A 16,145-nucleotide genomic window follows, 5' to 3' on the forward strand; every position below is an offset into this window, starting at 1 on the left:
TGTCAGATTTGCGCCAAAACTTCTGAGCGGTAGGAACGGCCGACAGGCAGCTGCGAGCCATCTTTCAATTCCAGAAAGAGCCGACTATCGCGCCACACTTTTTGGGCAACGGCATCCAATGCCACCCAGTGGCCGCGATGGATGCGCAGACCGCGATAAGCATTCAGCTCTGCTTCGGCCTGCTTAAGGCTCAACAATATCAGCGCCTCGCCCTGCTTTGTTTTCACCTGCAAATAGTGGTCTGCACTGGAAATTGAGATTAGATCTTTCCCAAGTTTGGCGGGCAGTCGTGCCAAAAACGCAATTGGTCGCTCTTCGCGCTCGTCCTTTGTTTCCGCCTTGGCGTGGGTGAAATGCAACAGTAAAACCAAGCCGAACAAGACGGGCCAAAGCACCTTGGCCTCAGCCAGGATATTTTGTGCTGTCAGCGGAAAATCTACGAAGAATTGGCTGGCCAAAGACACCGCACAAAAAGCGACGATAGGCCAAGAAATGAGAAATACGCCAGCGCTTATTGCCCAATTTGACGCATAGTTCGCCAAAAAGCTGCGTTGCGCTGCGCCGAAAATCAACACGGTGGGGGCCCAAATCATCATGAGCCACAAGGTCCAATAGGTCGCGCGGGTGAGCAAGGGCAGATAAAAGGTGCCAAAAGGCCCGGTCATCGCCAAACTGGCGGCAATGGCGAGGAAGAACAGCAGTCGCCGCACATCAAGAAAATCGCTTCTTTGGAAAAACTGATGCAGTGCCATTGGTTGTTGCCGAATTTTTATTGGTCCCTCACGCATCCTGAATTGAACCGTTTCTTTCGCACCAATTCAATCCCTTTTGTTTTTAAACGAATTGGGAGAGTTCAATTCCATGATCAACAAATGGAAATCAATCATCATTGCCCTCAGCTTTTGTGCTGCGTCGGCGCAAACCAGCTTTGGTAGCGACGAACTATATAAAGCCGTGCAAGACCAAGACGCGGCAACAGTTCAAAGCGCGTTGGACGCGGGCGCTGATCCAAACTATATCAAAAAAGGTGCTTTCACTGCGCTGGGCATGGCGGCCTATAAAGGCGATGCGGAAATTGCCAAACTGCTGATCGAAGCAGGCGCGGACGTGAACCAACCCGTTCGGCCCGGCAGTGAGGATCGCCCACTTTCGCTTGCGGCGGTGTCCAGCAGTGATGCATCTGCCCTGATCAGTCTGCTGCTTGAAAGTGGTGCCGATGCGGAATTTGAGAGCGGCGATTGGGTGATGACGCCCTTGCAATTGGCCATCATGAACCATCGCACTGACCATGCGCTTACCCTCATTGAAGCAAAGGTCGATCTGAATGCGCCCGACAAGGTGGGCGATCCCTCGCTTCACGGGGCCATTTATCAGCGTGATGAAAAGGTTGTGCGGGCGCTATTAGAAAATGGCGTTGATCCAACCGTTCTCAATGATGATGGGCTGAACGCTTTTCAATTTTCAAAGAAGTGGGAACGGGAGAGTTTCGCGCTGCCACTGCTGCAGGAATATTATCCCGACTTCTGTGCGTCCAACCCTTGCGACATAGAATAAATAAAAAAAGTCGCAAAAGCCCCGCGCAATGTCCACTGCGCGGGGCTAAATTTTCTAGTCGCCACCGGGTGCTATGCTCACATTTTTTGTCCTCACGCCGGACCGGCTGACCCGGCACCCCCGGGGGTCTTCACGCGCCGCCGTCGTTCAAAGTGCTCACTACCCCGGCACCCCCGCCATGGGTGCCCTGTTCTTACGCAGTGCTGGGCTAAGCCACCCCACTCTCACGTCATTACCGGACTTGATCCGGTAATCCATGTAGCGGCGGCAATGGGTAGGAGAAGCTCATCTTGTGCACCTACGCCAATGCTGCTTGGCCCCCGGATCAAGTCCGGGGTGGCGACGGTAGTTGGAGCGGCGCTGTAAAACGATCGGCAAGGCAAAGAGATATCCCCTCCCCTTTGATGGGGAGAGGTTAATGGTGGTATGACCACTCCGTGTGCGACTAGACGAATTTGCCGTCTAATGCGTCGGCAATCAGTTGCTTGGTTTCATCTACACCATAAAGGGCGATGAATGAGCCGAAGCGTGGACCTTGGTCTTGGCCCAACAGCACTTGGTAAAGCGCTTTAAACCAATTGCGCAGCGGTTCAAATTCAAAATCTTTGCCGATTTCAAACACAAGCGTTTGGATTGCATCCGCATCACTTTGATCTTCAACTTCATCCAAGCGTACAGCCAGTTTTTCCATTGCTGCTCGCTCTTGGTCTGTGGGTGCGCGGAACTGTTTGGTTGGCTTTACGAAATCATCAAAGTAGCGAATGGCATAGCCCACCATCCGGTCCAACTCTGGATGTGTTTCCGGTGTCGCCTCTGGTGCATAGCGTGTGATGAACCCCCACAGTACTGACGCGTCAGATGCGTTGGCAGCTGAAACCAAATTCAGCAACAGTGCAAAGGTCAGCGGTATGTCGTGCTTTGGTGGCATACCCGCATGAATATGCACGGCAGGGTTTTCCAACACCTCTGCGGGCGTCTGTGTTTCCGCCTTTGTGCAGAAGGTGTAATACTCATCCACCGCTTTTGGGATCACATCAAAATGCAGCTTCTTTGCAGTTTTTGGCTTTTGATACATGAACAATGCCAAGCTCTCGTCCGAGGCATAGGTCAACCAATCTTCAATCGACAGGCCATTGCCTTTCGATTTTGAGATTTTTTGGCCCTGGTCGTCCAAGAACAATTCATAGCTCAGGCTTTCCGGCGGTGTGCCGCCCATGGCGCGCACAATGCGCGACGAAAGCTTCACACTGTCGATCAAATCCTTGCCAGACATTTCATAATCCACGCCCAGCGCATACCAACGCAGCGCCCAATCGGCTTTCCATTGGCATTTCACGGCACCGCCCGTTACGGGCACGGTCACCTCTTCATTGGTTTCCGGATCAATAAAAGTCACCGTGCCTTTTTCCACATCGCGGGCGATCATGGGCACCTGCAGCACAATGCCTGTGCGTGGGCACACAGGCAAAAACGGCGAATAGGTTTTTTGCCGCTCTTCCCCAAGCGTTGGCAAAATCACTTTCATCACGTCGTCATAGACTTCAAGCATACGCAATAGCGCGGCGTCTAGCCGACCGGATGTGTAGTAATCTGTGGCGCTTGCAAACTCATATTCAAAGCCGAAATCATCCAAAAACTTGCACAAGCGTGCATTGTTGTGGTGCGCAAAACTCGGATATTCGTCTGAAAACGGGTCCGGCACTTTGGTCAAAGGCTTGCCAATATAATGGGCCAAGTGCTCTTGGTTGGGCACGTTGGCTGGCACTTTACGAAAGCCGTCCATATCATCAGAAAAGCAGATAATTTTCGAGGGGATTTGATCCTTTGTCAAAAGCCGGAAGGCATGACGCACCATGGAGGTGCGCACAACTTCGCCAAAGGTGCCAATGTGCGGCAGGCCTGATGGGCCGTAGCCCGTTTCAAAAATCGCTTCTTTCTTGCCGGATTTTTCCACACGTTTGAGCACCTTTTTTGCCTCTTCAAAAGGCCATGCGCGGGCATTTTGTGCCGCGTCAAAAAAATCAGCGTCAAAAAGTGTGGGGGTGTTTGCCATTTTGGCGTCCCTTTCCGGTTTCAAATCATTTTTGTGATGGGCAATTTCAAGGCAACAATGTTTGCCGCCAAAGCCCGTGCCTGCGGCATTTCGCACGTTGCGCGGGTGGCGTCAATAGTGTGGGATTTTTTGAAAATGGATAAAGGCGTTGCCTAATGCTTGTAATTGGCCAAGGTGCGCCCTAGATTCGAGTTAGACAATGGGGCAAGCAAAGAGGGTTTTATGTCACTGTCACCACAAGAAGCACTGATTTATATTATGGTCGTGACGTCCGCTGCGGATCGGACGATGGACGATTCCGAATTGAAGCGCATTGGGTCTGTGGTGCGGCAGCTCCCTGTGTTTGAAGATTTTTCTGAGGACAGCTTGCCGCTCGTGGCAGCGGATTGTGCCCGTATGCTCGACAATGATAGCGACCTGCAAAGCGTGATCAATGCGATCACCCAAGATTTGCCGTCGCATTTGAATGATACAGCCTATGCAATGGCCGTTGAAATTGCTGCCGCTGATTTGCAAATTCGCCCAGAAGAGAGCCGCGTGCTCGATTTGTTGCGCATGAAATTCGGCTTGGACAAATTGACCAGTGCCGCCATTGAGATGGCTGCCCGCGCACGTCATCGTACGGTATAACCACACAGCACATTGCTAGAATTTGAAACGCGCCCGGTTTTCGCTGGGCGCGTTTTTTTTAACTCACACTCTGTTCACGTGCATTTGTCTTTTTGCGCCCACCTTTACCGTGCTAAAACCCAATCAGAATAGGAGTGACTATGCCTGAGCTTGGTTTTAATGAAGGTATTTGGCGTTTTGGTGCCTTTGCCGTGGTATTGTTGGTTATGATCGCGTTGGAAGCTATGTGGCCACGCCGCGAGCGGCGGCACACGCGGTTGCGTCGCTGGTCGACCAATTTGGGCATTTTGTTTTCAGATTATGTGGCAGTGGCATTAGTCGTTTTGCTGGTCCCAGTAACCGCTGTGATCACCGCCCTGTTCGCGCAACAATATCAAATTGGCCTTTTCTATTGGTTGGATTGGCCAAACTGGCTTGAGTGGTTGATCACATTCTTGGTTCTCGACTTTGTGATTTGGGGACAACACGTCATCACCCACAAAATTCCGATCCTTTGGCGAATTCATCGGGTGCACCATACAGATCAGGATTTGGATGCCACCTCCGCTGTGCGTTTCCACCCGCTGGAGATCATTTTGTCGATCTTCATCAAATCTGCTGCCGTTATCCTTTTGGGTGCCAACGCAGTTGTGGTGGTGATTTTTGAGGCGGTGGTCAATGGTTCGGCCATCTTCAACCATGCCAATTTCAAAATCCCCAAAAAGCTCGACCATATTTTGCGTTGGATTATCGTGACACCAGATATGCATCGGATTCACCATTCGATTGAACGGCACGAACATGACACCAATTATGGCTTCGCCCTGAGCATATGGGACCGCTTATTTCGGGTATATAGCGTCGAGCCAGAGTTGGGTCACGATAAGATGGTGATTGGCCAAAAGGATGCACAGGAAGAAGGGCCGGAGACATTTTTGTGGTCGATCCTCTTGCCGTTTTTCAAACTGAAAATGAAGTCAAAGGGTGACACGGATGCGTCCAATCCTAGTCATAAAAATTCACAGGAAACCACTTAAGATATAGCTCTGCGAATTTTCCATTTTCCTGCAGGCGGCGCAGCGCGATATTTATAGCGCGGCGCGTGTTGTCGCTGCCACGCTTCACGGCAATGGTGAGCCCCTCCCCGAAATAACGGCTGGAGAAATAGGGGCCATCATCAAACGTGCAACAATCTGGGTTTTCATTTAGCCAGAACGATGCTCGCATACCATCCACAAAGGCACGATCAATATCGGCGAACTTCACCGCATCCAGCGCGGCGCGCTCATTGGCAAAAGGCACAAGCTCTAGCTGTTTAAAATGCGCCTGCAAAAATTGAGCCTGAGCCGACCCTTCGCGCACACCAACCTTATTGTCGTTTTCTTCTTTTGCGGGCAACTGCCCTTGCTGCCGCACGACGAAGCGCGCGGGGAATTTCAGATAGGCTTGGGAAAAATCCATCTGTTGTGCCCGGTCGGGCGTGATGGCAACAGCAGCGATCACCGCGTCGCCCTGTCCATTTTCCATTGCACTGCCCAATTGCTCCCATGGCCATGATTGTACGGTGCATTTCACGCTTATTTCGGTGCAAATAGCTGCGGCAAGATCAATATGAAACCCGGCCAGTTCACCGCCCGCGCCGCGGAAATTTAGCGGCGGAAAATCATTGGTGGTCAAAAAACGTATGGCGCCGATCTGTGCCGGATCAAACACGTCTTCATGAGCTTGCACATCTGCATGATTGGGCAGCGTTTGTGCATTCGCCAAGCTCGCCAACACCGCAAAAAAGAAACCCATGGTTGTAGCCAAGGCAGATTTTATCATTGGTCTCAAACACTTATCCCGACAGATTTTGACTCATCACGCATAGTTTGGCACAGTAAACCTTATTTTATTTGATTTTTATAGTGATTTACTTTGGTTCATTTGCGCGTTGATCTGCAGCCTGCAGATCTTTTGCAACATATTTTAGCTCCCTATCAAGTGGGGCGGCCTCGCTGTATCGCACTGATTGAAGAAGCGCGCGTGCAAAAGCTTGATGCACTCCGCTTGTGCGCTGCTCGATATAATCTGTCTGAAACCGAACTTTATGAACGCGCGTCCACGCTCATAGGGATGGCGTTTCATCCTGCTGTGCCACATGGAGCTGTCAAGATGCCACAAGTGGACCATCTTGAGCATCTCACTGATATTCGCCAAGTCAAAGCCAAGATATTCGACCGCGATTTGGTTTTTGCAGCACCTACTTTGGACGGCTTTGTCACATTGCACGCGCGTTTACAGCGAAACGATAATCTGCGCCGGCAGATTTGCATCGTGCCCCCAAAAACATTGCGACACGCTATTCAGGAGACGCAAAACCCGTCGCTTTATCAATATGCGACACAAAAGCTCGCGCGGATTTGGCCACATGCCAGCGCCCATTTGGGCTTAGGTCATTTCAGAAGATTTTTGTTTTTAGGGGCGGTCCTTTCGGTGGCCGCCCTTTCTGCATGGGATCCTCCCATGCTTGAATTCTTGATTTTCGCCTTTTTGGCGCTCCTCTATGTCAGCCCCGCTAGCTTCCGGCTTTATGCTTCGCTTTATGGCACATTGCTGGGCCGTCCGGAAAAACCGCGTCTAATGTCGAACCATGATTTGCCTATCTACAGCATTCTTGTGCCACTTCGCGACGAAGCCAGCTTGGTGCCGCAATTGGCAAATGCCCTCAAAGCGCTCAACTATCCCCCTGAGAAACTGGACATCAAATTTGTGGTCGAAACTGTTTCCCCGCAAACTGTTCAAGCCGTCGAGCGCGAATTGGATTATCTACCATTCGAGCTGGTCAAGGTGCCCGATGGTATGCCGCGCACCAAACCCAAGGCGATTAATTTTGCTTTGCCTTTGGCCCGGGGCGAGCATGTGGTTGTTTATGATGCGGAGGACATTCCACATCCCAATCAACTGCGCATGGCCGCCACATTTTTCGCACAGGAACCCGACATCGATTGCTTTCAGGCAGAGCTCTTGATCGACAATAGCGGCGAAAATGCCCTCGCCTCTTTGTTCGCAACTGAATATGCCACCCAATTCGGCCTGATCATGCCTGCCTTGGCAGAGTTCAAGATGCCGATGCCGCTTGGTGGCACGTCCAACCATTTCCGCATTGCCTCTTTGCGCTATGTCGGCGGATGGGACAGTTTTAACGTAACGGAAGATGCAGATTTGGGGATGCGGCTCGCGCGGCTCGGCATGCGCTGTGCCATGCTGCCTTCCGCCACGCGCGAAGAAGCGCCGATCAATATTTGGCCTTGGGTGAAACAGCGCACCCGCTGGATGAAGGGTTGGATGCAGACATTGTTGGTGCATTCCAGCCAATTGCGATTGCTGAGCATTCAACTGGGCTGGCGCAATTTTTTGTTTTTCTATCTTTATATTGGCGGCATGGTGTTTGCCGCGCCAATGCATGGCATCTTTCTGGTCAAATTCACGTGTGAGGCCCTTTATTATCAAGGCGAATTGCCCGCCCGACTGGCCCATGCGTGGCCCTATTTTATCGTGTTGTCCATGACCTATGGTAGCGCGATCATCACAGGTGTGTTGGGGCTTATTCGGGTCCGAAAGCCGTTGCTGATTGTCTATCAATTGTTGCTGCCGCTTTATTGGATACTCACCTCAATCGCCACATTGCGTGCCGCGTGGCAATTGGCGGTTGATCCGTTTAGTTGGGAAAAGACAACCCATGGCAAAACCCGTGTGCAGCGCAATTTGTGGGCAAAGAAGCAAAACCGTACGCGGCGTTTGTTGGTACACGCAAGACGTTTCAAGCGACAATTGATTGCCAAAGCCAAACGTGCGTCTACCACCACAGATTGATCTTTTGTTGGAAAAACAATAGGACAAAATAAGGTATTGATGGCGCAAAGAGGTTGGCGTGGGCAGTTTTGTAGAACAAGTTAAACAGGCGAAAGACAATTTGGCACCCGTTTTGCCCGCAACGCCGCTGCAGCGCAATGTGCATCTATCACAACAATATGGCGCCGAAATTTACCTCAAGCGCGAGGATTTGACCCCCGTCCGGTCTTACAAATTGCGCGGCGCGTTTAATTTTATCTCCAAGGCACTTGCTGCTCATATGGGTAAAACAAAGCCGCATTTTGTGTGCGCCTCTGCCGGCAATCATGCGCAAGGCTTTGCCTTTAGCTGCGCCCATTTTGGCGTGCATGGCACTATCTTCATGCCTGTCACCACGCCACGGCAAAAGATCGACAAGACCAAGATTTTCGGTGGCGAGTTTGTTGAGGTGAAGCTCACGGGCGATATTTTTGATCAATGCTACGCTGCCGCACAGCAATTTTGCGCGGAACAGGGCGCGCATTTGGTGCCGCCATTTGATCATGCAGATATTGTTGAAGGCCAAGCCACCATCGGCTTGGAGATTATGGAGCAGTTGGAAGATAACGCACCGGATATGATCATCCTGCCTGTCGGCGGTGGCGGGTTGAGCGCTGGCTTGTTGCAATTGTTCCGCGAGATCGCGCCGGACACCGAATTTGTGTTTGTGGAACCCGCTGGCGCGCCAAGCCTAAAACGCAGCCTTGAAACTCAAACTCAATTGAAGCTCGACAAAATTGACAACTTTGTCGATGGCGCTGCTGTTGCGCAAATTGGCGAGTTGAATTTCGACATCTTGAAAGATGTGCCTAGCGAGCATGTGCATTTGGTGCCCGAAAATCGCTTGTGCGCCACCATCAGCTCGTTGCTGAACATTGAAGGTTTGGTGCTGGAGCCTGCCGGTGCCCTCTCCATTGACATGCTCGAGGATTTGCCCGCTGAACGCATTGCAGGCAAAAATATTGTCTGCATCGTTTCTGGTGGCAATTTCGACTTTGAGCGGCTACCGGAAGTGAAAGAAAAGGCGATGAGTTATCGCGGGCTGAAGAAATATTTCATCCTGCGCCTGCCGCAGCGCCCGGGTGCGTTGAAAGACTTTTTGAACATGCTTGGGCCTGACGACGATATTGCCCGGTTTGAATATTTGAAAAAGTCGGCGCGCAATTTTGGTACGGTGCTGTTGGGCATCGAAACCAACGATCCGGCCAATTTCCAAGCATTGTTTGATAAGATGGCCGCCGCTGGTTTTTCCTATCAGGACATTACTGAAAACGACCTTCTGTCGAGCTTGATTGTCTAATGTTTGCTGCAGGAACCACCAGTTCTTTGCAATATCAGCGGCGTCGCCTCGCGGCAGTTCTTATCGCGATTTTCTTGCTGGCGGTCTCCTTTCTGGTGATCTATGCCGCCGCCTTTTCCACCTTTAAGGCCAGCGAATTGGAGCGGGCTGAAGGTCGGGCAGAGTTTTATCGCACAACCTTGGAAAGCGCCTTGGATCGGCTTGAACACTTGCCCTTTATTGTCGGGCAAGACCCAGCGGTTGTGCGCGGGCTAACTGATCCAGATAGCCGCGACGCGCTTAACCGCCGTTTGGCCGATTTTGCTAGCCGTGCCAATGCCGAAGCATTGTATGTGATGGATTTGACCGGGCTTACGGTCGCTGCCTCAAATTATGCAGAGCCGGTGAATTTTATTGGCGAGAACTACAGTTTTCGCCCCTATTTTCAAACCGCAAAAAGTGGCCAACGCGGCAAGTTCTTCGCCATTGGCGCCACCACCAAACGGCCGGGCTTTTTCGTCGCCGAACCTGTGCGCAATTTGGCGGGCAAAATCATCGGCGTGATTGCGCTCAAGATCGAACTGGATGAACTGGTCGCCGCTTGGCAAGCATCCGGCGAGAAAATTCTGATCACCAATCTGGATACCATCATTGTGCTTGCCAGCCAGCCCGACTGGCATTACCGCACATTGCTGCCCATCAGCGAAGAACGCCTGTTGGATATCCGCAATATGCGCCAATTCGGGCAAGAGGCGTTGCAGCCGTTGGATTGGGCACGTTTAGACGATGACGAGATCGATTTTGCGGGGGAGCGCCATATTGGTGTGCGCGTTCCGGTGAAAAGTCAGCCTTGGCAATTGCACTTTATTGTCAGCACCGCAGGGTTGCAGGAACGGGCCTTGTTTGTCGTGTTTCTGGCGGCGATCTCTGTCGCGCTTTTGGCCATTCTCTTCATCTTTTGGCGGTCTGAGCGGTTGCGCCGTGCGCTCCATGCCTCGCACCAAGATCGGCAGCGCCTGTTGCGCGAGATTGAAGAACGCAAGGCCACTGAACAGGCGCTGGCCAAGACCCAAAAGGAGCTGGAGAAATCCAGCCGCATGGCCGCCCTTGGCCAGTTGGCCGCATCGGTGACGCATGAGTTGGGCCAACCTCTTTCTGCCATGCGCAATTATATTGCGATTGAGGAAATGGGCGCCACGCAAAAGCCGGACAGTCTGGCCACCCGCCTTTCCTCACTGGTGCGGCGCATGGAAAATATCACCCGCGATCTGCGTTTTTTCTCGCAGCCGAAGCAAGACCAGCAATCCCCGTTCGACATTTCCCGCGCCATCGACAATGCGGTGGGCTTGGTGCGCCATGATGTGCAGGCGAAAGAGATTGAGTTGCAGGTTAAAGCCCCAAGTCCCGGCGCGCAGATTTTGGGCAATAGCGCCCGGTTTGAGCAGGTGCTGGTCAATTTGCTGCGCAACGCGATCAGCGCCGTGGATGATGTGGATGCGCCCCGCATCGAGATTGGCTGGACGTTGGAACATGGCCAGGTGGTAGTTTTTGTCGCGGATAATGGGCACGGCCTTAAAGGCCAGCAGATTGAAGATTTGCAGGAGCCATTCCGCACCGACAAACCGTCTGGCGAGGGGATGGGGCTGGGCCTTGCCATTTCCGCGTCCATTGTGAAAGAACATGCGGGCGAATTGTTTGCTGAAGATAATGATCATGGCGGCGCCACCTTCACGGTACTGGTGCCGCCCCTCACCACCCTTGATGAAGAGAGCACAGAATGAGCGACGCCGAGCAAAAAAGACGCCCCTTCCGCGCGCTTGTGATCGATGATGATAAGGAAATGCGCCTTTCGCTCTCGCACCTTTTGGATGCAGCAGGCTGGCGTGTGGAACTGCTCAGCGGCATTGCTCAGGTGGAGCAAAAGCTGAACCAATGGCAGCCAGATGCCATTTTGTCTGATGTGCGGATGCCCGGTGGATCGGGTTTGGAGTTGCTGCATCTTGAGCAACAAACGCCGCCAATCGTACTGATCTCTGCCCATGGTGATATTCCCATGGCTGTGGAGGCCATGCGCGCTGGGGCCTATAGCTTTTTGGAAAAGCCGTTCGATCCACAGCGCCTGTTGCGGATCATGAACAATGCGGCGGAGCGTCATCGCCTGACACAAAATACCCAGCGCTTGCAGGAACGTTTGGCCAAACTCTCCGGCATTGACCGGGTATTGCTTGGCCAATCACCGCAACTGCAAACCGTGCGCGAGCAGATCATAGATTTCAGTTCCACCCCTGCCCCGGTTTTGATTTCGGGTGAAACGGGCACCGGCAAAGAACTGGTGGCCCGCGCCATTCATGATTTGAGCGACCGCGCAGATCAGCCTTTTATCGCCATGAATTGCGCCACCTTTGAAGCCAGCAGCTTTGAGCGCATGGTGTTTGGCGTGCAAAATGAAAGCTTAGGTACATTTATGCAGGCCGAAGGCGGCACGCTGTTCTTGGATGAGGTGGCCTCGCTCAATCCCGACATTCAAGCTAAGCTGCTCCGCGCTATTGAGCATCGCGAAATTACCCCCATCGGCTCAGATAAGCCGCAATCTGTTGATGTGCGCATTGTCTCGGCATCCAATGAAAATTTGGACGATGCCATCGCCGCGGGTCGCTTTCGGGAAGATTTATATTACCGCCTTTCCACCGTGGTGATTGATCTGCCAAACCTACGTTCGCGCAAGGACGATATTGTGCTGCTGATGCAGCACTTCCTCTCCCATTATGCAACGCTTTACGAAACCGCGGCCCCTGAATTGGATGCCGAGGAGATTGCTACCCTTTTGGCGCATGATTGGCCGGGCAATGTGCGCGAATTGCGCAATGTGGCTGAACGGCGGGTGCTTTCCGCGCGCCGCGGCGGCGGCTCCATCGGCGCCTCCATGCGTCTCGATAATGAAATGGGCAATGTGCCCGAAACATTGCGCGAAGCCGTCGCCAGCTTCGAACGGAGCCTAATCGCCAAAGCCATCCAAACCCACCAGGGCCGCATGGACGCGGTCGCCGAAGCCCTCGGCATCGGACGGCGGACGCTGAATGAGAAGATTGTGAAGCTGAACCTGGATAAGTCTGAGTTGTTGTAGGGGTGTTTGTTTTGTCTCACGGCTATTCGGTGCTGCGCACCAGCCTGCGACGGCGCGGCCAAAAAGTTGGCCGGGGTCCACGTAGCTTTGGTGAAGTTGCACAACATGCCGGGTGAAGCGCCAAATGTCCCCACTACATGGATTACCGGATCAAGCCCGGTAATGACGTGAGGGTGTGGTGCCACACTGCGCACGGCTTTTGAGTGAAGCACCCATGGCGGGGGTGCCGGGGACGGGAGCGTAGCGACCGGTGGCGGCGCGTAAAAACTCCGGGGGTGCCGGGGACGGAACCGCAGTGTCCTGTGGCAGCGAAAAAGACTGAGCCCAACAACCAACAGTGCCCACCCCCCCCTGCGGAAATCCGCAGGGCCGTGCTTTTCCCATTGGCAGTTTTCTTCATACCCAAGCCTCATCGCCGCACCTAATCTATTGGCAGCATCGACTCGGCCATGGGCTGGGGCGAATTGTGCAAACAGATTTGGGTTAGGTTTTCTTGGGAGGAACAAGATGAAGACCATTACGAAAACAGCTATTGCTGCGCTTTTGGGCATGTCCTTTGTGGGCGAAGCCGTTGCGGTTGAGTGGAATGTGTCCCTTTGGGGTCAGCGCCGTGCTTTCACCGAACATGTTGAGAAATTGGCCGAACTGGTCAGCGCAAAAACTAATGGCGAGTTCACGCTGAACTTGTCTTATGGTGGCTTGTCGAATAACCGCGAAAATTTGGATGGCATCTCCATCGGCGCGTTTGAAATGGCGCAGTTCTGTGCGGGTTATCACGCGGATAAAAACCCATCCATCACCGTGTTGGAACTGCCATTTTTGGGCGTAACCACGCTGGAGCAAGAAATTGCTGCATCCATGGCGGTTTATAATCACCCGGCCACACAAGCAGATTTGGGCCGTTGGAATGCAACTTTGCTGATGCCATCACCTTTGCCGCAATATAACTTTGTGGGCGTTGGCGAAGCACCGCGCAGCTTGGATGATTTTGAAGGCTTGACCGTGCGCGCCACTGGCGGCATTGGCCGGGCGATGGAAAGCATTGGCGCTGTGCCAAACTCCATGTCCGCCACTGAAGTGCGCCAAGCGCTTGATTCAGGTGTGGTGAAAGCCGTGTCGTTTGCACCGCACGCGCACATGTCTTTCGGCACCATTGAGAGTGGCGAATGGTGGACCACCAACATGAACCCGGGCACAGTGAACTGCCCAGTTGTGGCCAACACCGATGCGTTGAACAGCTTGTCTGATGCGCATCGCGAAGCCTTGCTGGGCTCTATTCCAGAGTCCCTGCAATATTATGTTGATTTCTACAACAACCAAACCATGGCGGCTTGGGGCCCGGCGCTTGATGAGCGTGGCATCGAGCGGATCACCTACACAGACGAAGAGTTGGACAATTTCCGTTCAGCTGCTGGTGACATTGCCAAAAACTGGGTTGAAGAAAACAACGCCAAAGGCCTGCCAGCGCAAGAATTGCTGGATTTGGTCAATTCAACATTGGCAAATTAATCTGAACAATCGGCCACGCTTGTCGTGGCCGGTTTCTTTTTTGCTATTGGTTTTCGGGGGAGGACACCATGGCGGGCACAGCTTCCGTTTTAACGGATGACAGCTTTTTAAGCCGTTTAGATCAACGGCTCTTTTCCATCGAAAAAATACTGATCCTGATCGGCGGCTTGGCGATTTTCTCGCTTATGCTTATGGCCGTGATTTCGGTTGGTGGACGCAACTTTTTCAACCGCCCCTTGCCGGGATATGTGGATTGGATTGAGCAAGCCATGCCGCTGATCGCGTTTGTTGGCATCGCCTATACCCAGCGCGTTGGTGGCCATATCCGCATGGATATTTTGGTTGGTCAGCTCAAAGGTCGTCCACTGTGGCTTGCTGAGTTTGTTTCCACTTTTGCGATGCTTGTTCTCACGCTATTGCTGCTGTGGGGATCATGGGCCCATTTCCAGCGCTCATTTGATTTTAGCGTGCCCATGTGGAGCCGCGACTCCTCAATTGACATTGGCTTGCCGCTCTGGCCCGCAAAACTGCTAGCGCCCATTGCGTTTTTTGTGCTCGCCCTGCGTCTCACCATTCAATTGTGGGGCTTTGGCCGCGCCGTGAAAACAGATGCAACCAATCCTGTTGCTGTGCCGCTGATTGAAGATGCAGCCACCCAAGCGCAGCGGGAAGCTGAAAGCGTTTCCGGCCTTGAGGAGGACAGCAAATGACCACGATTGATATTGGTTTGATCGTTACGGGCCTGCTGCTTCTGATGGTTTTGATCGGCGTGCGCGTGGCATTTGCCGCCGCGATGGCTGGCGTTATCGGACTGGTGTGGGTGTTCTGGTCAAAAAAGGGATATGACCCGAACCAGTTCTTTTGGGCCTTGAGCGTTGCGGCGAAAACTGCGGGGCAAGTGCCGCACTCGAAGGTATCCTCACAGGCCCTTTCTTTGATCCCCACCTTCATTTTGATCGGCTATCTCGCCTATTATGCGGGGCTAACCAAAGCGCTGTTTGAGGCGGCCAAGAAATGGGTGGGCTGGTTGCCGGGCGGCATGGGCGTGGCCACCGTTTTCGCCACGGCAGGCTTTGCAGCTGTGTCTGGTGCGTCTGTTGCCACGTCAGCGGTTTTTGCCCGCATTGCCATCCCTGAAATGTTGAAGGTCGGCTATGACAGGCGATTTGCGGCAGGCGTTGTGGCTGCTGGTGGCACGCTTGCATCCTTGATCCCACCATCTGCCATTTTGGTGATTTACGCCATTATTGTGGAGCAGGATGTGGGCGCCCTTTTGCTTGCAGGCTTCTTGCCCGGCGCTGTATCTGCCCTCATTTATGGTGGCTTGGTGGTGCTGTTGGCCACGTTCAACAAAGATCTTGGCCCACCAGTGCGCGGCTTTACGTGGGGCGAACGCTTTAAAGCGCTGCCCCCTGCCCTGCCGATCTTTGCGGTGGTGATCATCATCATTTGCTTTATCTACAACCCGTTTGGCGGCGATGCCTGGGGCACGCCAACTGAAGGTGGCGCGATTGGCGCGTTTATCATCTTCGTGATGGCGCTGATCCACGGCATGAAGTGGGGCCAGTTTAAAGACGCCCTCACCGAGTCTGCCAAATTGGCGGTGATGATTTTCACCATCATTTGGGGCGTGTTGATCTATGTGCGCTTTTTGGGCTTTGCCGATTTGCCCGGCGCGTTTTCCGATTGGATCACCTCGCTTGATCAACACCCGATGATCATCCTCATCATGATCCTGTTGGCCTATGCGGTGCTGGGCATGTTTATGGATGCGATTGGCATGTTGCTGCTGACCCTGCCTGTGGTGTTCCCCGCTGTGATGGCGCTGAATGGCGGCATGGATGTTACGGCTGCGGAAAGTGCCTTTGGCATGAGCGGCTGGGGCTGCGCCATCTGGTTCGGCATCATTGTGGTGAAAATGGCAGAGCTGTGTTTGATCACCCCGCCCATTGGACTCAATTGTTTCGTCGTCGCCGGGGTGCGCGATGATATCTCAGTGCAAGACGTTTTCCGCGGCGCGACCCCGTTTTTTGTCGCGGATGCAATCACCATCGCCGTGCTTATTGCTTTCCCGAGCATTGTGTTGTGGTTGCCTGGCCTTTTGTTAGGCTAGTCATCTTCATTGAGACCATAAGGGCGGGGAA

At 53.1% G+C, this 16,145-nt stretch carries 13 protein-coding genes; 10 read left to right on the top strand and 3 right to left on the bottom strand.

From position 1 onward, the window contains the following. Window positions 1-2 precede the first annotated feature (2 nt). Window positions 3-752, bottom strand: coding sequence for a LytTR family DNA-binding domain-containing protein (locus tag ACP15Y_RS06195; protein WP_424982129.1), 750 nt, complete (start codon window positions 750-752; stop codon window positions 3-5). 109 nt (window positions 753-861) lie between these two features. Here ACP15Y_RS06195 and ACP15Y_RS06200 point away from each other — a divergent pair, with 109 nt between their 5' ends. Continuing rightward, complete coding sequence (locus ACP15Y_RS06200) at window positions 862-1,554, top strand: ankyrin repeat domain-containing protein (protein WP_424982130.1); 693 nt, start codon at window positions 862-864, stop codon at window positions 1,552-1,554. A 445-nt stretch (window positions 1,555-1,999) separates the two neighbouring features. Here ACP15Y_RS06200 and ACP15Y_RS06205 read toward each other — a convergent pair whose 3' ends face one another. Next, window positions 2,000-3,607, bottom strand: coding sequence for a lysine--tRNA ligase (locus tag ACP15Y_RS06205; protein WP_424982131.1), 1,608 nt, complete (start codon window positions 3,605-3,607; stop codon window positions 2,000-2,002). 222 nt (window positions 3,608-3,829) lie between these two features. Here ACP15Y_RS06205 and ACP15Y_RS06210 point away from each other — a divergent pair, with 222 nt between their 5' ends. Further along, complete coding sequence (locus ACP15Y_RS06210) at window positions 3,830-4,237, top strand: tellurite resistance TerB family protein (RefSeq protein WP_424982132.1); 408 nt, start codon at window positions 3,830-3,832, stop codon at window positions 4,235-4,237. A 140-nt stretch (window positions 4,238-4,377) separates the two neighbouring features. Beyond that, window positions 4,378-5,253 (top strand): sterol desaturase family protein, encoded by an 876-nt coding sequence (locus tag ACP15Y_RS06215; RefSeq protein WP_424982133.1) that lies wholly within the window; start codon window positions 4,378-4,380, stop codon window positions 5,251-5,253. Here the strand turns inward: ACP15Y_RS06215 and ACP15Y_RS06220 are convergent. After that, entirely contained in the window at window positions 5,222-6,013 is a 792-nt protein-coding gene (locus tag ACP15Y_RS06220) for a transporter substrate-binding domain-containing protein (RefSeq protein WP_424982134.1), read from the bottom strand. The two genes, ACP15Y_RS06215 and ACP15Y_RS06220, sit on opposite strands and share 32 nt — an antisense overlap. 120 nt (window positions 6,014-6,133) lie before the next feature. Between ACP15Y_RS06220 and ACP15Y_RS06225 the strand changes: the two genes are divergently transcribed. From ACP15Y_RS06225 to ACP15Y_RS06255, 7 genes are all read left to right on the top strand, one after another. Beyond that, complete coding sequence (locus ACP15Y_RS06225; RefSeq protein ID WP_424982135.1) at window positions 6,134-8,071, top strand: glycosyltransferase family 2 protein; 1,938 nt, start codon at window positions 6,134-6,136, stop codon at window positions 8,069-8,071. Between the two features lie 58 nt (window positions 8,072-8,129). Beyond that, window positions 8,130-9,389 (top strand): threonine ammonia-lyase, encoded by a 1,260-nt coding sequence (ilvA, locus tag ACP15Y_RS06230; protein WP_424982137.1) that lies wholly within the window; start codon window positions 8,130-8,132, stop codon window positions 9,387-9,389. Continuing rightward, entirely contained in the window at window positions 9,389-11,149 is a 1,761-nt protein-coding gene (locus ACP15Y_RS06235; protein ID WP_424982138.1) for a sensor histidine kinase, read from the top strand. Before ilvA ends, ACP15Y_RS06235 begins: the two co-directional genes overlap by 1 nt. Next, window positions 11,146-12,492 carry a sigma-54-dependent transcriptional regulator gene (locus tag ACP15Y_RS06240; RefSeq protein WP_424982139.1) on the top strand — a complete coding sequence of 449 codons (1,347 nt, stop codon included), beginning with the start codon at window positions 11,146-11,148 and terminating at the stop codon, window positions 12,490-12,492. The genes ACP15Y_RS06235 and ACP15Y_RS06240 overlap by 4 nt, the downstream gene beginning before the upstream one ends. Before the next feature lie 507 nt (window positions 12,493-12,999). Beyond that, window positions 13,000-14,001: a C4-dicarboxylate TRAP transporter substrate-binding protein gene (locus ACP15Y_RS06245; protein ID WP_424982140.1), complete on the top strand. Its 1,002-nt coding sequence runs from the start codon at window positions 13,000-13,002 to the stop codon at window positions 13,999-14,001. Window positions 14,002-14,069: 68 nt separating this feature from the next. Continuing rightward, complete coding sequence (locus ACP15Y_RS06250; protein ID WP_424982141.1) at window positions 14,070-14,711, top strand: TRAP transporter small permease subunit; 642 nt, start codon at window positions 14,070-14,072, stop codon at window positions 14,709-14,711. Further along, window positions 14,708-16,114 (top strand): TRAP transporter large permease, encoded by a 1,407-nt coding sequence (locus ACP15Y_RS06255; RefSeq protein ID WP_133572769.1) that lies wholly within the window; start codon window positions 14,708-14,710, stop codon window positions 16,112-16,114. The genes ACP15Y_RS06250 and ACP15Y_RS06255 overlap by 4 nt, the downstream gene beginning before the upstream one ends. Window positions 16,115-16,145 lie beyond the last annotated feature (31 nt).

The organism is Maritalea sp. S77 (assembly GCF_049801075.1).
Lineage (GTDB): Bacteria > Pseudomonadota > Alphaproteobacteria > Rhizobiales > Devosiaceae > Maritalea.